General features: G+C 47.7%; 12 protein-coding genes. 7 read left to right on the top strand and 5 right to left on the bottom strand.

Going from position 1 to position 18,870, the window contains the following annotated elements; all coding sequences use genetic code 11:
* Positions 1-34: 34 nt before the first annotated feature.
* Positions 35-2,053, bottom strand: coding sequence for a sensor histidine kinase (locus H8K29_RS17380; RefSeq protein WP_186898600.1), 2,019 nt, complete (start codon positions 2,051-2,053; stop codon positions 35-37).
* A gap of 135 nt (positions 2,054-2,188) precedes the next feature.
* On the opposite strand from H8K29_RS17380, the gene H8K29_RS17375 reads away from it, so the two are divergent.
* The 5 genes from H8K29_RS17375 (at position 2,189) to xerD (ending at position 7,090) form a co-directional block, all read left to right on the top strand.
* Positions 2,189-3,193 (top strand): TRAP transporter substrate-binding protein, encoded by a 1,005-nt coding sequence (locus tag H8K29_RS17375; RefSeq protein ID WP_186898599.1) that lies wholly within the window; start codon positions 2,189-2,191, stop codon positions 3,191-3,193.
* Between the two features lie 88 nt (positions 3,194-3,281).
* Positions 3,282-3,833: a TRAP transporter small permease gene (locus tag H8K29_RS17370; RefSeq protein WP_186898598.1), complete on the top strand. Its 552-nt coding sequence runs from the start codon at positions 3,282-3,284 to the stop codon at positions 3,831-3,833.
* The gene (locus H8K29_RS17365; RefSeq protein WP_186898597.1) at positions 3,830-5,110 is read left to right on the top strand and encodes a TRAP transporter large permease; all 1,281 of its coding nucleotides are present in this window, start codon (positions 3,830-3,832) and stop codon (positions 5,108-5,110) included. The genes H8K29_RS17370 and H8K29_RS17365 overlap by 4 nt, the downstream gene beginning before the upstream one ends.
* A 527-nt stretch (positions 5,111-5,637) precedes the next feature.
* Positions 5,638-6,135: a methylated-DNA--[protein]-cysteine S-methyltransferase gene (locus H8K29_RS17360; RefSeq protein WP_186898596.1), complete on the top strand. Its 498-nt coding sequence runs from the start codon at positions 5,638-5,640 to the stop codon at positions 6,133-6,135.
* Between the two features lie 31 nt (positions 6,136-6,166).
* Positions 6,167-7,090 carry a site-specific tyrosine recombinase XerD gene (xerD, locus tag H8K29_RS17355; protein ID WP_186898595.1) on the top strand — a complete coding sequence of 308 codons (924 nt, stop codon included), beginning with the start codon at positions 6,167-6,169 and terminating at the stop codon, positions 7,088-7,090.
* 95 nt (positions 7,091-7,185) lie between these two features.
* On the opposite strand, the gene H8K29_RS17350 is transcribed toward xerD, so the two are convergent.
* The gene (locus H8K29_RS17350) at positions 7,186-9,168 is read right to left on the bottom strand and encodes a S9 family peptidase (RefSeq protein ID WP_186898594.1); all 1,983 of its coding nucleotides are present in this window, start codon (positions 9,166-9,168) and stop codon (positions 7,186-7,188) included.
* An 89-nt stretch (positions 9,169-9,257) separates the two neighbouring features.
* Positions 9,258-12,146: a TonB-dependent receptor domain-containing protein gene (locus tag H8K29_RS17345; RefSeq protein WP_186885980.1), complete on the bottom strand. Its 2,889-nt coding sequence runs from the start codon at positions 12,144-12,146 to the stop codon at positions 9,258-9,260.
* A 706-nt stretch (positions 12,147-12,852) separates the two neighbouring features.
* Here H8K29_RS17345 and ybaK point away from each other — a divergent pair.
* The gene (ybaK, locus tag H8K29_RS17340) at positions 12,853-13,347 is read left to right on the top strand and encodes a Cys-tRNA(Pro) deacylase (RefSeq protein WP_186886009.1); all 495 of its coding nucleotides are present in this window, start codon (positions 12,853-12,855) and stop codon (positions 13,345-13,347) included.
* A 108-nt stretch (positions 13,348-13,455) separates the two neighbouring features.
* Entirely contained in the window at positions 13,456-14,061 is a 606-nt protein-coding gene (plsY, locus tag H8K29_RS17335; protein WP_186885979.1) for a glycerol-3-phosphate 1-O-acyltransferase PlsY, read from the top strand.
* Between the two features lie 148 nt (positions 14,062-14,209).
* On the opposite strand, the gene tsaD is transcribed toward plsY, so the two are convergent.
* A complete protein-coding gene (gene tsaD, locus H8K29_RS17330) occupies positions 14,210-15,238 on the bottom strand; it encodes a tRNA (adenosine(37)-N6)-threonylcarbamoyltransferase complex transferase subunit TsaD (RefSeq protein ID WP_186898593.1) in 1,029 nt (342 codons plus the stop codon).
* A 150-nt stretch (positions 15,239-15,388) separates the two neighbouring features.
* A complete protein-coding gene (locus tag H8K29_RS17325; RefSeq protein WP_186898592.1) occupies positions 15,389-18,733 on the bottom strand; it encodes a PAS domain S-box protein in 3,345 nt (1,114 codons plus the stop codon).
* Positions 18,734-18,870: the final 137 nt, after the last annotated feature.

Genomic DNA, 18,870 nt, shown 5'->3' with positions numbered 1-18,870 from the left:
GCTGTATCGGTATGACCGTACGTTGACCGTCTCATTATTCTTTTTGTGACGCTACAGTCGGCAGGTCAGCGGGATTATTTTCTTCTTGCACTGCCGGCAGAATGAAGCGGAAGATACTACCACCGACCGGGTTATCGCGGTGAGTAAGTTTGCCGCCATGAAACTCAATTGCCGTTCTGCAGATATTCAGCCCCATGCCCATACCGGTTGTTTTGGTGGAAAAAAACGGTGAAAACAATCGGTCAGCAACGCTGGCAGGAATGCCATGTCCACGGTCGATGACTTCCACGACGATATCGCCATCGTTGTCGAGGCTGGCTTGTATGCGTAAATTTCTATGTTCCGGCGGTGTGTCTTCCATCGCTTCAATCGCGTTGCGGGTCAGATTCAGCAATACCTGTTCGATCAGTACCTGATCCGCCAGCACCTGTGGTGTGCCGGGCAGTGGCAGCCATTGCAGGCTGATGTGCGCGGCCTGCGCTTGCAATTCGACCAGCGGCAGCGCATTTTTAATCAATACGTTGATGTCGACCAGCTCCCTGGTTGGTTCCCGTTTTTTGACGAACTCATGTACGCTGCGGATAATCTGTCCGGCACGCTGCGCCTGGGTTTTCACTTTTTCCATCGCTGATAACAATAAGGCTTTATCGGTATCGCCCGCTTCCAGCAGATTCATGGCACCGGTGGTGTAACTGGAAATAGCGGCCAGCGGCTGATTCAGTTCATGCGCCAGCATTGAGGCAATTTCGCCCATGGTGGCGAGCCGCGCACTGGAGTGCAGTTTGGCTTCTTGTTGACGAGTCAGTTCCTGCGCCCGTTTGAGTTCGGAAATATCCAGTATCGAGCTCATCCAGCCGGTTTGCTTACCGCTTTCATCAATCAGCGGCGATTCATAAATCAATACCGGAATCCGTTCGCCACTGGCATGCTGATAAATGGTTTCAAAGCCGTCTTGCGGAACCGATCCTGCCAGCAGTTTAGAAAAGCGTTGCTGATATTCTTCGACGACTTCGGGAGCCCAATACGGCATTGGTGGCAGACGACCGATGATTTGCTCTGCCGGGTAACCAACCATTTTGCAGAATGCCGGATTCACATAGGTCATGCGGCCGTGCATATCGCGCGCGCGCAAGCCGGTGATCAGTGAGTTTTCCATCGCAGTACGGAAGATGACTTGCTGGCGCAGAGCGCCTTCTGCTGCAAGGCGACGATTGATGTCGCGCCACAAAGCAACCAGACTCCATATCAAGCCCATTGACAGCAGAATGACCATCACCACCAGCAAATTGGACAGTAGCTTGGGTTCGCTCTTATTGCTATTGGTGCGCAGCGCGAGTGTGACGCCGGGCAGTTCCAGATTGCGGTTATGGGTATACACATTTTTACCCGGCCCGCCGGCGGCCCGCGTTGCAATCACTTTGTCATCGTTGTCCAGCAGAGAAATCTGGTTTTCCTGCGCAAACCACCATGGGACTAATTCTTCCAGTATGCCATTGGCATGGTAAGTGATGATGATGCTGCCGAAATAGTGATTTTCTTTCTTTAAGGGAATCTGACAACTGATGGCGTAATTGTATTTCTGTGATTTGGTTTCCTGCCTCGGAGCAAAACATCGGGTTTTGTTATCCAGTTCTGCCTGCGCAGATTTGATGTCATCGGGTATCAGAATATTGGATGAATTGAACGCTGTGTCATGTGACGACGTGACAACAGCATTGTGCTGGTCGAGTAAGACCAGACGGGAAATCTCATGATTGTTTTGCAGCAGATTCCGGAAGCGCAGCAAAATGGCATCCGGCTTCAGGCCAATATTCATCATATCGGCGCCGATCTGACGCAGCATTTCGTCGTTGCGGTCGATCTGAAATTGTATCGCCTGCTCTACCCAAAGAGTGTCGGCAATCAGTTGCTCCTGCCTTTCATTCGCCTCCATGCGTTGTGCCTGCCACGGCAACCAGATCAGCGTGGTCAGAAACAAGGCAATCAGCAAAATAGGAATGATCCAGCGCCACTTGTCGTTAGGCCATCGCTGCGATTTATATAGACGTTTCATGCTGTTAGTTTACTGCAGGTGTTGTTTATATGGGCAATCGAATGCGGTATGTGGTTTTCCACAATTGTTCAGAGGGTGACTATTTCGAATAATCGTAGAATAATAACTTTGATAATTAATAAACTGGAGACTCTCATGAAAATCAAATCCGTTCTGTTTTCGCTTCTCGCGGCATCACTGGTTAGTGGCGCTGCATTTGCTCAATCCCCTATCGTCATTAAATTCAGCCACGTTGTCGCCAGCGATACACCAAAAGGAAAAGCTGCAGAGCGCTTTAAAGAACTCGCAGAAAAAGCGACCAAAGGACGCGTGAAAGTCGAACTGTATCCCAACAGCACGCTGTATAAAGACAAAGAAGAATTAGAAGCATTGCAGTTAGGTGCAGTACAAATGCTGGCGCCATCGCTGGCTAAATTCGGCCCTTTAGGCGTCAAAGAATTTGAGGTGTTTGATCTGCCATACATTTTCCCGACCAAAGATGTGTTGTATGCAGTCACAGAAGGGCCTATCGGTAAAGATCTGCTGAAGAAACTGGAAAGCAAAGGCATCACCGGTCTGGGTTACTGGGATAACGGTTTTAAAGTCATGTCGTCGAATAAACCTATCCATTTGCCGTCCGACATGAAGGGACAAAAATTACGCATACAATCGTCCAAAGTGCTGGATGCGCAAATGCGTGCATTGAATGCGAACCCGCAAGTGCTGGCATTCTCCGAGGTTTATCAGGCGTTGCAGACTGGCGTGGTGGATGGCACAGAAAACCCGCCATCAAATCTGTACACACAAAAAATGCATGAGGTGCAAAAGCATGTGACGATAACAAATCATGGCTACCTTGGCTATGCGGTGATCGTGAACAAAAAATTCTGGGATGGCTTGCCCGCAGATATCCGCAATGAGTTAGATGGCGCGATGAAAACGGCGACCAAGTATGCGAATGCGATTGCCCAGCAAGAGAACGATAATGCGCTGGAAGCAGTGAAAAAATCCGGCAAGACCACGGTCTATGTACCAACTGATAAAGAAAAAGCAGAATGGCGCAAAGCCTTGCTGCCAGTGCAAAAGCAGATGGAATCACGGATCGGTAAAGATCTGATTGCGAACGTCAACAAAGAAGCCGTTAAACTCGGTATCAAGTAAGTTCTTTCCGTCAAATGAGAACCGGTAAGCTCAGGTTTGCCAGTTCTCATTTCTCATCTCTCATTTTTATCCTTCACAGGAGAACACAATGAAGTTCCTTGATCACCTAGAGGAATGGTTGATTGCGACCCTGATGGGCGCTGCGACCTTGGTCACTTTTATAGCGGTGGTACACCGTTATCTTTCGGGATTTGAAATCCCTTATCTGCAAGACGAGCTGTTAAAAATAAATACCAGTTGGGCACAAGAGCTGACCATTTACATGTTTGTGTGGATGGCAAAGTTTGGCGCTGCCTACGGTGTGCGCACTGGTATCCACGTTGGTGTCGATGTGCTGATCAACAAACTGAGCCCTGCGAATCGTTATAAATTTGTGATTCTGGGATTAGCTGCCGGCGCTTTATTTACCGGTATTGTCGGCACACTGGGCGGTAGTTTTGTATGGGAAATTGCCCACACTGATCAGACCTCCGCTGATCTGGAAATACCGATGTGGTGGGTTTACATGGCGATACCGTTAGGTTCCTATCTGATGTGTTTCCGTTTTCTGCAAGTTATCTGGAATTTCGTTAAAACAGGTGAATTGCCTAAACACGATCACACCCATGTTGATGGTCTCGAAGATGAGGTGAAAGCATGAACGCCACCATTATTTTTGTCTTGTTAATGCTGTTGATGCTGACCGGCATGCCGATTTCGATTTCGCTCGGCCTGACAGTACTGACGTTCCTCTTCACGATGACACAGGTACCGATTGAGTCGGTTGCCTTGAAGTTATTTACCGGAATAGAAAAGTTCGAAATCATGGCGATTCCGTTCTTCATTCTGGCCGGTAACTTTCTGACGCACGGCGGCGTTGCCCGCCGGATGATTAATTTTGCGGCAGCGATGGTCGGGCATTGGCATGGCGGTCTGGCTCTGGCTGGCGTTCTTGCCTGTGCTTTGTTTGCGGCTGTTTCGGGTTCGTCGCCAGCGACCGTGGTGGCCATTGGCTCAATTATTCTTCCTGCCATGGTCAAGCAGGGTTATCCAAAAGGCTTTGGTGCTGGGGTGATTACGACATCCGGTGCATTGGGTATTCTGATCCCACCTTCGATTGTGATGGTGATGTATTCGGTTTCGACCAATACCTCGGTTGGGCAATTATTCATGGCGGGCGTTATCCCCGGCCTGATGCTGGCATTTTTTCTCGGTCTGACTACATGGTTTCTGGCGCGTAAGCACAACTATCCTCGCATGCCGAAAGCAAGCTGGGGCGAGCGTTTTACTGCGTTCAGAAAAAGTGCCTGGGGCTTGTTGCTGATTGTGATTGTGATGGGTGGTATTTACAGCGGTATGTTCACGCCGACAGAAGCTGCCGCAGTTGCAGCAGTCTATGCGTTCGTGATCGCCGTGTTTGTCTATAAAGACATGACTTTGAAAAAAGTACCCAAGGTCTTGCTGGATTCCGCTTCGATGTCAGCGATGCTGCTCTACATTATCACTAACGCAGTACTGTTCTCATTCCTGATGACCAGCGAAAATATCCCGCAAGCGATGGCAAGTTGGATCATGGACAAAGGTTTCGGCATGATCAGTTTCCTGCTGGTGGTGAATATCCTGCTGTTGTTAGCGGGTAATGTGATGGAGCCGTCGTCGATTGTGCTGATCATGGCACCGATTTTGTTCCCGGTCGCGATGAAACTTGGTATCGACCCCGTCCACTTTGGTATCATTATGGTGGTGAATATGGAGGTCGGTATGTGTCATCCACCCGTCGGTCTGAATCTGTATGTCGCCTCTGGTATTACGAAAATGGGTATTACCGAGCTGACAGTTGCCGTTTTACCGTGGCTGATGACGATGATCGCGTTCTTATTGCTGATTACGTATATTCCAGAGATTTCTACCTGGCTGCCGAATTTAATTTACAAATAATTGATTTTTATAATAAATAAATTGGATTAGCACATTTTTCGGATATGTACATGTCTTTTACATATCCGCAACAATTAAGTATTTTTGCGTAGTTTTTTTTTGTCACTGGTATTCGGTCGTGCTATATTCTGCGCAGTCGAACTTTTAGCAGTTCAGAAGATTAAAAGGCGGTAGTGCAAGAAAACGGTACCCATGCCGTACACTGAGGAGACGCGCGTTTTTATTACAAGCTGAGTATTGTGGCAACACAATAACTAAACAGCCGAAAACGCGAAACATGCTTTCAAGGCGCATCATTGATGCGCCTTTTTTCTTTTCCGGATGATATTTATCGCGGTAAGCATTCTGGAATCAGCACATCTGGCGGATAAATTTGTCAGTATCTGTGTGCTATTTTTTTATGCTGACGGCGAGTGCGCTGGCGTTTAAAATTCACAAAGATTTGATTGATGAGCAGGCTGATCTGACGATGGGCATGTTTTCGTCACACTTACTGAAGCAAGTTTTTCCCTTTTTGAGGAACACTCATGTCAGACAAAGAGAGCGGTATTTTTTCTGCCATCGTTGCTGCACCATTTGGCGCAGTCGGAATCCGCGTCGCTGATTCCTTACTGACAGAGCTGGTTTATTTGCCACCAAGGTTCCATGAGAAAGACCCTGGTGATTCCCTCTCTGAGAAGGTGGCGACACAAATACTGCACTACTTCGACGATCCTGATTTTCAGTTTGATCTTCCTTTGCGGACTGTTGGTACGACATTTCAAAATTCGGTCTGGCGTGGAATTTCATCTATCCCACGTGGACAGGTACTGACTTACGGTCAGATTGCCAAGCAAATCCGCTCTGCGCCGCGCGCTGTCGGTCAGGCTTGCGGTGCGAACTGGTATCCGCTGGTGATTCCCTGCCATCGCGTTACCGCAGCGGGTGGTTTGGGCGGGTTTGCTCATCATGATGATGAAACGGGTTTTCACCTCGGAGTAAAGCGCTGGTTGCTGGCGCATGAGGGTGTGGCTGATTATGCGTGAGGATGTTGTCAGTTTAAAAAAGACAGGTTTAATGCCGAAAGATAATTCAGTGCCATTTTTATTGCCTGCAGAATTGATGGCGCAGATAGACCAGTTCTGTGATGTTTTGTGGCTTGAAGACGGGTTGGCAAAAAATACCGTAGAAGCTTACCGGCGCGATATGCGCCTGTTTGCCGAATGGTTGTCCGAAGCGACTGGCAAAGACTTATATCAGGCTGACTACAACGATATCAGCGCCTATATCGCGCTGAAACACACATCATCCAAGGCAACTTCTGCCAATCGCCGCCTCAGCGTATTGAAACGTTTTTATTTGCTGGCTGTCCGGCAGAATCTGGTCAGGCAAAATCCGTGCAGCAAACTCAAATCGGCAAAACAACCCGTCCGCTTACCCAAAACCCTGAGCGAAACACAGGTAGAGTCTTTGCTGCAGGCTCCCGATGATTCTCCTCTCGGGATACGGGATCGCACCATGCTGGAATTGCTCTACGCATGCGGGTTGCGTGTCAGCGAACTGGTGCAACTCAAATCTTTGGAAGTTGGCTTAAATGAGGGCGTTCTGCGTGTAACCGGTAAAGGGGATAAAACACGTTTGGTGCCATTTGGCGAGCACGCCAGATTATGGCTGGAACGTTATTTGAAACAAGCACGTCCGGTGATATTAAATGGTCAAATTGATGATGCCTTATTCGTGACAGCAAGGGGCGGTGCGATGACGCGGCAGATGTTCTGGATCCTGATCAAGAAATATGCAGCACAGGCGGGGATTACGATTCATCTCTCCCCTCACACTTTACGCCACGCATTTGCCACGCATTTACTCAATCACGGGGCGGACTTGAGAGTCGTGCAGCTGTTGCTTGGGCATGCTGACATCTCCACTACACAAATTTACACTCACGTTGCCAGAGAACGATTAAAACAACTGCATGCATTGCATCATCCGCGAGGGTGATTATTTGTATCGTATAACGCGGTTTATCAGCCGTAAGAAATAAAAAAACCTGCGTGGCTCTGAGCGACGCAGGTCTGGTAATTTTGTTGAACGACTTATTTCACTGCGGTATTTTCGTTTAAGAATTTTTCAGCGCGGGTCCAGAAGTCAACATTGTTTTTCAGGGTGCGCCATCCGTGGCCTTCATTCGGATAAGTGATCCATTCAATTTTTGCGTCTTTAGGTGCTGCTTTTTTGAATTGTTCACCGTGTACCAATGGCACTCTTCGATCTGCTGCGCCATAAGCAAGAATCAATGGTTTTGTTAAACGATGTGCTTGCGTGACAGGCGAGGTCGCTTTCAGTTGTTCTGCATCCTTGGTCTGATCACCGATCATCAATGGCATACCGTAACGTGTCCACGCCGAACCAGAGGTATCACTCCAGGTGACATCAAATAAGTAATTGATGTCAGTCACACCAACCCAACTGATACCGCAACGATACAAATCCGGCTCTTTGATTAAGCCCATCAGTGTTGCGTAACCACCATAGCTGGCGCCTGCGATGCAGATACGTTTGGGGTCAGCATAACCCTGAGCAATCGCCCATTTTGTCGCATCTGTTACGTCATCCTGCATTGCCAGTCCCCATTGTTTCCAGCCCGCCCGGAACAACTTGATTCCATAACCTGTACTACCGCGGAAGTCAGGTTCAAGTACAGCATAGCCGCGAGATGCAAGAAACTGTGTTTCGCGGTTCCATTCCCAATGTCCACCCCGGACATAAGGGCCGCCATGTACCATCACCACCATGGGTAAATTTTTACCACTACCGTTTTTTGGCAGCGTGATATAGGCCGGAATTTCCATACCATCCCGCACTTTAATGCGGACAAAGTCTTTATAGGACATGGTCTTAGAATTGATTTCAGGATGGACGTCACCAATCGGAACAAATTTCTTTGTCTCGGTGTTAAAGAGCAAATAGGATCCAGGATGAACGTCAGAGAACGAGTGAACAAGGATAGTATCGTTGTTCGCAGTTTCCGGGCCCCAAATCAGATTTGCCGTATTTGGCAGTGCGGCATCGACTGCTTTTTGCAAACTATTCCATTTTTCATCCAGCCATAAAGTGGAAAAAGCATCGCTCTCGTAATGAATCCCTAGAAGCTTATTTTCTTTTTTGTTAAAAACGAAATTACCATGGAAATCAAATCCTTTTGTGGCGACGATAGGCGTGTCATCCAGTTTATTTTTTTCCAGATCAAAACGGAACACGGAAACCGTGTCACTTTTCTTCGCCGTTGTGACATAAAACTGGCCATCCGGTGCAATAAATGCTGGAGAGAAACCATGCCCTTTTACGTTGTCGTACTCAATCAATTTTCGCCATTGCTGTGTTTTTGGGTCTTTATAATGAACAGCAGAGAGGTTGTCCTCAGAGGTTTCTGCAACCCTTACGTCGCCGAATTTATCAATCATGAAACTAACGGAATTCGTAGGAGTCTGTACGGTTTCGTTGTAGCCGTTCAGGGTATTCAGTTTCATTAAAGTGTAAGACGGTGTTTTACGCGTTCCAGTGCTGCGCGTTATATACACGTCATTGGAGTCTGGCACGTGAGTGACATCAAGAAAATCGTGATAGCCATTGAGCACTCTGAATTTGCCACCGGTGTCACCGGTCGCAATCAATTCTCGTAACTCACTGCCATCTTTATTAATTGCAAATAAACCATTGCCTCTATCGCGGTCACCATCGCCAATGGCGCGATCTCCGACGCCAAAAACAAGTCGTTGGTTATTTACCCAGCTAAAAAATACCACGTCAGTCTTTTCGTAACCAGCCACAATTTTTGGCTTTAACTTATCCACTTCCATGATCGCCAGAACCAAACGATCATTTGCTCCCGCAGCCAACATCGCGATGTTTTTGCCGTCAGGTGAAAACATGACATTCGAGATCTGTTCGCTTTTGAAAAAATTTTCTACTGGTATCAGTTTGTTTTGTGCATGAGCTGACAATGGCATTGCGGCAGTGCTGGTAATCAATACACCAATAGCGAGCGCCCTACAAAATTTGTGAAGCAATGTTTGCATAAATTCCTCAAAGAGAAAGTGATTCAGGCGATAGAAAAAATAAACGCCCCGTTGAACGAGGCGTTTATTGTCCAGCTAACTACACAATATTAACGGAAAGTATATTTCGCAGATACGCGGAAATAACGGCCAGTATTGTTATGCAGTGTCGAGTTGTAACCCTGAGCGATGGACGCAGCAGTAATTGTTGGATAGTAAGGTGCTTTGGTATCCAAAATATTGCTGATGTTGATACCCAGTGTCAGATCTTTGAAACCGGTGTAAGTATAGCCAAGGTCAACTGTTGTCCAGCTTGGAACTGTGCAATCTGGATAGTAGTCGAGGTACTTAGGAATGCCTCCCAGCTGCGGCGTACCTGCTGGCTGACCAGAACCCCAATGACAAACTCCACCATTTGCATAGGTCACATCATTGTTGTAACGACGATATTGCGTGATGCTATCAACAAAGCGGATTGCTCCATTAACGCTATGGGGGCCTTTTTCCCAACGACCACTCAATGTTGCTCTCAAACGAGGAATAGGTCCAACCGAGGTTGCAAAGTCGTTCAGATCACCAGCTGTACCAACAGCATTACGCTCTACGTCACCTGGTTGTTCTGCACGACGGTAGGAGATCAGATAGGTCGTTTGCAGACCGGTAGTCAGTTTGCCGTATTCACCCAGATTTGTACGTAATTTCATATCAACGTCAATACCGCTGACTTCAGTGCTACCTTGGTTGGTCCATGGCGTTTTTATCGCCAGAAGAGGACCCGTACCTGAGATAGGATTACCATTCGCATCTTTCAACTGATTCAATGGATTCGTATCACGAGTGATGTAATCTGCCGGGAAATTAGCAGGATGTGTGAGCAAGAAAGTGGAATCAGCAAGAGCAACAACACCCTCTTGGCGCAGTTTATAAGCATCCACGGTCATGTCAAAGTCTTTTGTCGGCGAGAAAATCAAGCCCAGCGCCAGACTCTTGGATGTTTCTGGCTTCAGATCAGGATTTGCGCCGCCGACCCCTGACATACTCTTAGCGCAATCGGTTTGATCTGCACCGGCAACAGGTGTTGTACCACTCGGGCAGCGAACAGGATCAACAACGTTACTGAGGAAGTACTGTGCACCACCTGGCGCAACTTGTGATAATGCCGGAGCACGGAAACCCTCTGAATAGCTACCACGGAAAGCAAGGCTATCAGTTGCAGTCCATTTTGCGCCGACCTTAGGAACGAAGTTGGCCTTCAGGTTCGGATATTTATCCACACGACCTGCAAAATCCATCTCGAAGTTTTTCATGAATGGAGTACGGACTTCAAAGAAAGCCGAAGAAACATTACGTTTTGCTTCAATTGCAGTTGTCGCCAGACCCAGAATGTCACCGCGAGCATTTGCCGCATCAGGACTAATAGACAGTTTTTCCTGGCGGAGTTCTGCACCGACCGCGAAACCGATTGCACCACCCGGCAAGCTACCAAATTCAGTGCTGGCTTTACCATCCCATTGGGCGATTTGCGAAGTTCCGTTATTTGTCAGGTCTTTAGTGATCGTAGGATCCGCTGCCAAAGAAGCCAGTGAGCGGTTTTCTGTAATCAACTTACGCAAAGTTGGCAGATACAGGAAACCGTACGATGTCTCAATGCGTTTAGAACGGTTCCACAAAAGAGCAGATTCCCAATCCCAGCTACCGAGGCTGCCACGCAAACCAGCCAGCAGACGAGCATTTTGGTTTTCCAGATCAGTACCTGTTTTCAGGTTCTCGAAGCGATAAACGACTGCTGAGCGCGCATCTGGGTTTGGATTGTCTGGATGACCGATTGGCAGAATAGCTTGGAATGGGTCTCCAAGGCCACCAACAACATAGTTAGTCGTTGGAGATCTGCCGTCAATGGTTCTGGCCGCCGAACGATAAACCCGTTTCGAATCAGTGAAAGCAACTTCACTGAATGCAGACAGATTTTCATTAATTTTCAGGTTGCCGACTGCCATGAAGTTGATGTCGTCGGATTTACCCTGAACATCGGTAAATTGATCTGCATCGTAGTTACAGAAAGTACGGCCATACAATACACTGCTTGTCGCGATGCCATTTGCTGCAGAACCAGTTATTTTACGGGACGCGTCGCAATTAGTTTGATTGATAACCGTAGGGCCAGTCGTAATGAATGACTTAGTGTTAGGTGATCTTTCTTTATAGAAAAAACCTTGATTAGAAGCAAAACTGGAATATGGATTCAGACGATAGTTCATGGCTGCATATTGTTCAGCCTGGATATCGTTGGAACCATTGCGTTCGCTGGTAGCTTGTTTCTTCGTCGCATCCAATGACACTAAAACGTTATAGCCTTGGCTTGCGAAATCGCCAAAACCAATGGTGCCGTTCACATTTTGGCGACCAAATTCGCGATCATCATTCGCGCCTGCGGATACACTGACTTCACCGCCTTTGTAATCGCGTTTGGTAATGAAGTTGATAACGCCTGCAATCGCGTCTGAGCCATACACAGCAGATGCGCCGTCTTTGAAAATTTCGACGCGTTCCAGAGCAGACAGTGGAATACTGTTCAGATCATACAACGCAGACTGACCGTTATTTGGATTGGCGTAGGCAGATGGAGCCATACGACGGCCATTCAACAGAATCAGTGTGGAAGTAGAGCTAAGACCACGCAAGGACGCCGTTGCTACACCGCGGGAAAAGCTATTTTGATCAGGAGTATCGTTATAACCGCCAGTACCCATCGATGGGACTTGTTTCAACAAATCGAGAACTGTGGTTGCGCCACTTTCTTTGATTTCTTTGGCAGTAATAGTCTGAATCGGAGATGTGCCTTCTTTATCAGCACGTTTAATATTAGAACCAGTGATTTCGACTTTCTGAACACTTTTCTCTTCTTGAGCTTGAGCCATGCCGGATAACATGACCGTGCCAGCTAAAACTCCGATTGCCAAGCGTACTGACTGTACGCCTATCTTTTCTTTAAAAATCATAATGATCCCCAAACGGTTAACGAACGCAACGCTGATGCTTAAAAAACTGAGTAGATAAAGACTTCCATAGCGAAATAGAAAACGAACCTGAAGGTTTTTTCACGCAATTGGAGTTTGTCTTTTGAACTAGTCAGACTTTGAAAGAAAATGAAAGTTATTAAATCAGACGCACTTCGATTATGTAAATAAAATAGGTATATGTGAAAGTGTTTGTTACATTAATATGACTATTTGTTGCGTATTGGATACAGGAATGAAAATTTCTTTTCTTTTTTCCATGAAATGGGATTTATCTGTTCACCTGAATTCGCTAGAAATGCCCTAGTTGCTCCAGCGAAGTTGTACTAAGTAATTGAAATTTAAAATTTATTTCGGCCCATAAGTAGATGAATGGCTGATGGTTTGCTGATTATTCTCCTTCTTCACCTGCGTATTTTTCTTTAAATCTTTTGTCAGAAAAGGATACTTTCCGTTACGATCAGTCATCATTTTTTTGCATAAGCATCCTAAAAATTGCACTTAATTGGTGCGCAAAATGGCAATTAAAAACTTTTTATTCCTATCTTTATTCAATTTTCTATTTCCTTGAATTATTTCTGTGCATTAAAAACAATTCAGATGACATGGTCTAGAGTGTCCGATACGTTCTCAGTTTGTAAGCAGCGGCTATAATCGCTTGAATATATTCATAGCAATACGAGGTTGAATTTTGGCTAAGAAAGAACACGTATCTGAAACGCCTGCGACGCAGTTTTTGCGTAAAAACAAGGCGGAGTTTTCTGAGCATCCTTACGCCTACGAAGAACATGGCGGTACTGCGGTTTCTGCGCGTGAGCTTGGGGTGGATGAGCATCATGTGATCAAGACGCTGGTCATGCAGGACGAGGCGGCGAAACCTTTAATCGTGTTGATGCACGGTGATCGTAAGGTATCAACTAAAAATCTGGCTCGACAGATCGGCTGTAAATCTATCGAGCCCTGCAAACCGGAAATAGCGCAAAAGCATTCAGGTTATATGGTCGGCGGCACCTCGCCGTTCGGCACTAAAAAAGTGATGCCGATTTATGTCGAGCAGGCGATTCTTGATTTACCGAAAATTTACATTAACGGTGGTCGTCGCGGTTATCTGGTCGGAATTTCCCCCGCACTGTTGCAGAGTTTATTGCAGGCGCGCGCTGTTGAATGCGCTCTGGAAGAGTAATTCTGAGGGAGTATGTTATAAAATGCCCTTATTGTCTGCGTAAATAAAGCGCTTTTAAAAATACTGGGGGGAGTATATTTTTCGCCCCGTAGCTTCTTTAGGAAACACATGAATACTATTCTGGCCGGTGTGCTGGCTTACCTGATTGGTTCTGTCTCGTTTGCCGTGGTGGTGAGCAAATTATTTGGTTTATCTGATCCGCGTACTTATGGTTCTAAAAATCCCGGTGCAACGAATGTTTTGCGTAGTGGTAATAAGGCGGCCGCAGTATTGACGCTGTTGGGGGACGCGGTCAAAGGTTGGTTTGCGGTCTGGCTGGCGACGCATTATGCGGAGCAGTTTAATCTTGATGATGGCAGCATTGCGCTGGTCGCTATTGCGGTTTTCCTCGGGCATCTGTGGCCGGTATTCTTTAAGTTTGTTGGCGGCAAAGGCGTGGCCACTGCGGCTGGCGTATTGATCGGTATTAATGCCTGGCTCGGCGTTGCGACGCTGGTGACCTGGCTGGTGATTGCCTTTGCATTTCGTTATTCCTCACTGGCGGCACTGATCGCCGCGATTTTTGCGCCACTCTATTACGGCATGTTATTTGGCCCGGATGTGAAGTTACTGGCCGTATTTGTTATGAGTGGTCTGCTGGTTTACCGTCATAGTCAGAACATTGTGAATCTGATGAAGGGCAAAGAAAGCAAAATTGGCAGCAAGAAAAAGTAAGAATTCCTGTGTGCCGCGCATTGAGTGCTGCGCGCTGACTTCGTGTCCATAGCACGTCACTCTCCGTAACAAAAAAGGCGCGTTGCGATAACGGCCTTTTTGCTTACGAACGGTGAATAAGCGATTCAGGCCTTGGCTGGCGTAGTAATCAGGCGACGCTTAATTCATGCAAAGGCCAGCGTGGCCGCACATTGAAACCATAATCCCGCGTCGCTGCCGCGGGATTTTTTTTGAGTCGCATTGCGCCTGCGAATGCGATCATTGCGCCATTGTCAGTGCAGAATTCCAGTTCCGGGTAATACACCTGAAAGCGACGTTTGGCGGCGGCCGTATTCAACGCCGCACGTAATTGCTGATTTGCGCCGACGCCACCAGCGATGACTAAGCGTTTGAGGCCGCTTTCTTTCATGGCAGTGACGCACTTGGCAACCAGCACGTCGACCAGCGCATCGACGAAACCGCGCGCGATATCTGCCTTGCTTTGTTCGCAGATATTGGCGGTCTGATTTTTGACGACAGTCAGCACTGCCGTTTTGAGACCAGAAAAACTGAAATTCAAGTCTTTGGAGTGAAGCATAGGGCGCGGAAATGTAAAGACGCCAGGATTGCCGAATTCTGCCAGCCGGGAAATTTCTGGGCCGCCCGGATATGGTAGCCCGAGTAGTTTTGCAGATTTGTCGAATGCTTCGCCCGCAGCGTCATCAAGGGTTTCACCGAGTAACTGATATGCACCGATGCCATCTACCCGCATTAATTGTGTGTGGCCGCCTGAGACTAATAAGGCGATAAACGGAAACTCCGGCGGCTGACTGGCCAGTAGCGGTGACAGCAAATGGCCTTCGAGATGATGTACGCCGAGTACCGGTTTATTCAGTGCCATTCCGAGGCCGCAGGCAAAAGAGGCGCCGACCAATAAGGCGCCAGCCAGCCCGGGACCCTGCGTGTAGGCAATCGCATCGATATCCTGTTTCTGTATCGTTGCTTTCTGCATGACTTCATTTAATAAAGGCAGAGTGCGGCGAACGTGGTCGCGTGAAGCCAGTTCCGGTACGACACCGCCATATTCTCTGTGCATGGCGATTTGGGAATGTAAGGCATGCGCGAGCAAACCGCGTTGCGTGTCATACAAAGCCAGCCCTGTTTCGTCACAGGAAGATTCAACACCGAGCACTATCATGAAGTTATTTTTGAAATTTTTGAAGTATAAAAAAGCTGCGTTTTAGCAAAAAACGCATCTGCATCAACCGCTGCGGGAATAAAAATCCGGCGAGGATATTTACATGGGGAATTTTCGCACCAACGAGATTATAGCCGCCTCAGCGTCTTTTTACTGTGATACAGGCATCGGTGGGCGCGGTGTAGCGATGGGCAGATCGATATAAAAATGTGCCCCTTTGTGTAAGCCGGAATCAAAACCGATATTGCCGCCCATGTGTTCAACCAGCTCTCTGGAAATTGCGAGCCCCAGGCCGGTACCACCTTTTTCCCTGGTGTTCGATGAATCTGCCTGGGCAAATTTCTGAAAAATACGCGAATGAAAGTCGGCTGGAATACCTTCACCATGATCTCGCACGGAAATGCGCACGGTATTTGTCCTGATGGCTGCGCTGATTTCCACCGTTTCATTCTCAGGCGAATATTTGATCGCATTCGATAGCAGGTTGGACAATATCTGCATCAGCCGCTGACTATCGACGGTAACAGTGACATCCGGAACCGGTGCTTGTAATTGCAGATGAATTTTTCTTTGCGTACCGAACGTCAGATTGCTTTCCAGTGCCTGCGTGAGCAGATAATTCAGAGGATAGTTTTGTATATTGAAATGCATCTGCCCGGCACTGAGTTTTTCCATGTCGAGCAAATCATTAATCAGGAACGTCAGGCGCTGGCTGTTTTTGCTGGCAATTGTCAGTAACGGCGCCAGATTTTTTGGTAAGGCGCCGGTAGCACCGCCGAGAACCAGACCGAGCGCACCCGAAATCGAGGTGAGCGGCGTTCGCAATTCATGACTGACGGTAGAAATAAATTCGTTCTTAATTCTTTCTAGCCGCTTGCGTTCGGTAATATCGCGCACCAGCCCGATATACAACGGGTGTCCGCGTCGCCGCACAGTTGAGACGGATAAATCCAGCGGAAAAATACTGCCGTCTTTGCGCCTGGCTTCGACTTCCTGCGTGACGCCGATACCCTCTTCAAATGCATTTTGCCGGATTTTCTGATTCCGGCTGCCATCATCCCAGACCGGTAGCAGCATATTGAAATTATGACCGATCACTTCCTCTTTGTTATAACCAAATATTTTCGCCGCGGCGGCGTTATACGCGTCAACTTTACCGGTGTGATCAATCGTGACGATGCCATCAAGCACATTGTCGAGAATTGCTTCGGTGTGAGCGGCCTGATCACGCAAGGCTTCGGCGTTTGCCTTGCTGTCACTGATGTCCTGAAAAATCCCGTAGATGCGAACGATCTGATCATCCTGATAGTATGGCAAGCCAATTGCACGAACCCAGCATTGTTTTTGTTTCGCAGTAATGATTTCAAATTCTTCGTCAAATTTTTTTCCTTCTGCAATCGCTTCACGCATCAGTTGCAAAATCCGGTCACGGTTCTTTCCTGGCTTGTAAAATAACAAAGCATGGTCAGCGTCAGACTCATAATCGTCGCTGACTTCGTGGATTTGTCTGGTGACCTGGCTCCAGAAAACTTTACGGCTCTGAATGTCGAATTCCCATGTGCCTATGCGTGCTGCCGTGTTCGATTGCTCCAAGAGTGCATAAGCATGCGCCAGTTTTTCTTCCGCCAGTCGCTCTTGCGTGACATCCTGATGGCTACCAGACATAACAAGTGGTTTTCCATCTTCGCTCCAACTGACCACGCACCCTCGGTCTCTGATCCATATCCAGTGCCCGTCCTTATGACGCATGCGGCTGACCAGATCGAAGTAGGGCAATTCTCCCTTGAAATGCTTCTCCAGCATTGCGGTAGAGCGTTTCAAGTCTTCGGGATGACACATATCCAGCCAGGTCTGAACAGTCGTCGGCTGAAGCTCTGCCAGCGTGTAACCGAGCATTTCAGCCCACCGTTCGTTGTAGACGGTTTCTCCGCTGGCGATATCGCATTCCCAGGTACCAATGTTGGTACCCTCGATAATGTTTGCCAGGCGTCTTTCACCTTCTTCATGCTGGCGCTGGACTTTGGCCGCATTGATTAACTGACCTATCGTGATCAGGACAGGTTGCAGAAAATCTATCGTTTGTTGATCGTAATCATCGCTGCTGTTCGCCAGCCCTATAGTGGCGACGATATCGCCATTGTAATAAACCGGAACACACAAGAATCGATGCAGCGCGCCGCTGAGGGCATTGCCGGATATCGCTTGCCCAGTGCTAATAACCTGAGCAAACTGCGCATCCAGAGAATGTGTGGCCACCTCCATCGTGAAATCATTTTGCTCAGCCCCGGAAATCGTACGATCAGCGTTGTCGCTCACCTCTGCGCTGACATAATTTTTCAGGATATAGTCGCCCGTTTTACCCTGCTGCACTTTACAGACCTGACCGTATCGGCTGCCAGTAAGCAGAACTATGTCGTTCAGTAAGGTCCTGATACCTTCGCGCTTATCCCGGCCTTTGATAAATTGCGATTGCGCCCGGGCGACGGCGTCATTCAATTTTTGCTGCAGTTCCAGCGCGTGATCCAGCGCCAGTCGTTTCAGAGTGCTGTTGACCCAGTCGCCTAATACGTTGATGAATTCAATTTCGACTTCGCTATAGGCAGTCGCGCGGGGATGGTCATCTGAAAATCCCAGCGTTCCATACCGATGACCTTCCAGAAAAAGAGGAATGCCGATGTAGGTTTCCTGCCGGAAGCGTTGGTAACTCGGGTGATCGCTGTATTTGCTCTGAGCTATATGTTCGATGCAGACAACGCCTTCATCGACTTTCAGCAAATCAGAATAGGTCTGATTTTTGGGAAACAGCTGCCCTTCATGTAAAGTTTCCAGTGCTGATTGCAGTACGCTGACGTAAATATTATCGCCTTCATTTTTTGAAATGATGCCGGTACTCAGCTTCAGATATTCACAACCAAGCGCAAGCGTTTCCCGCAATAAGGTTTGCGGATCATCGAAGGTAAGCGAAGTGATGCGGGCCAGAGTCAGTAAAGCATCGTGCTGACGGTGTGCCTGTTCGTTGGCAATTTCATGTTCTACGCAGTCGGCCAGGTCGCGCAGCGATGCCAGTTCCTGCGTGGTCAGAATTCTGGCTTCGCTATCGATAATGCACAGTGTACCTATGCGCTGCCCATTTTTTGTATGCAAAGGCGCGCCAGCATAAAAACGTATGAAGGGAGCGTCCAGAACCAAAGGATTATCGCTAAACCGTATATCTTTGCTGGCATCTTCCACAACGTAGACGTCACTCGACAAAATGGCATGACCACAAAATGAAATGTCGCGATGTGTTTCCTGCGCTTCCAGGCCTTGTCTGGATTTAAACCATTGTCGCTCCTCGTCAATTAAAGAAATCAGAGCGATATCGGTGTGAAAAATCTGGCGGGCAAGGCGTGTGATGCGATCAAACCTCTCCTCGGGCTGGCTGTCGAGCAGACGGCATTCCCTGAGCGTACTGAGACGCAGCGCTTCATTTTCAGGATATTCCGGTGGCAACATAGGTGAAATTCGGTACAGGCATCAATTCGGAGTGACTGGCATTCATATCATGAAAGCCGGCTGGGCAACATGTTTCACTGGTACAACTAATAATGTTTAACAAAAAACACCATTGTTTATTGTTAAAAATATATTTT

This window comes from Undibacterium sp. CY21W (assembly GCF_014284265.1).
In the GTDB taxonomy this organism is placed as follows: Bacteria; Pseudomonadota; Gammaproteobacteria; order Burkholderiales; family Burkholderiaceae_D; genus Undibacterium; species Undibacterium aquatile.
The sequence above is the reverse complement of the archived record's forward strand: the minus strand, read 5'-3'. Positions and strand labels throughout refer to the sequence as shown.

Bases quoted from the DNA above. Each gene is read 5' to 3' on its own strand.
- plsY (WP_186885979.1), top strand. From the start codon at position 13,456: ATGAATACTATTCTGGCCGGTGTGCTGGCTTACCTGATTGGTTCTGTC.
- H8K29_RS17370 (WP_186898598.1), top strand. From the start codon at position 3,282: ATGAAGTTCCTTGATCACCTAGAGGAATGGTTGATTGCGACCCTGATG.
- H8K29_RS17350 (WP_186898594.1), bottom strand. From the start codon at position 9,168: ATGCAAACATTGCTTCACAAATTTTGTAGGGCGCTCGCTATTGGTGTA.
- H8K29_RS17345 (WP_186885980.1), bottom strand. From the start codon at position 12,146: ATGATTTTTAAAGAAAAGATAGGCGTACAGTCAGTACGCTTGGCAATC.
- H8K29_RS17360 (WP_186898596.1), top strand. From the start codon at position 5,638: ATGTCAGACAAAGAGAGCGGTATTTTTTCTGCCATCGTTGCTGCACCA.
- xerD (WP_186898595.1), top strand. From the start codon at position 6,167: ATGCCGAAAGATAATTCAGTGCCATTTTTATTGCCTGCAGAATTGATG.
- H8K29_RS17325 (WP_186898592.1), bottom strand. From the start codon at position 18,733: ATGTTGCCACCGGAATATCCTGAAAATGAAGCGCTGCGTCTCAGTACG.
- H8K29_RS17365 (WP_186898597.1), top strand. From the start codon at position 3,830: ATGAACGCCACCATTATTTTTGTCTTGTTAATGCTGTTGATGCTGACC.
- tsaD (WP_186898593.1), bottom strand. From the start codon at position 15,238: ATGATAGTGCTCGGTGTTGAATCTTCCTGTGACGAAACAGGGCTGGCT.
- H8K29_RS17380 (WP_186898600.1), bottom strand. From the start codon at position 2,053: ATGAAACGTCTATATAAATCGCAGCGATGGCCTAACGACAAGTGGCGC.
- H8K29_RS17375 (WP_186898599.1), top strand. From the start codon at position 2,189: ATGAAAATCAAATCCGTTCTGTTTTCGCTTCTCGCGGCATCACTGGTT.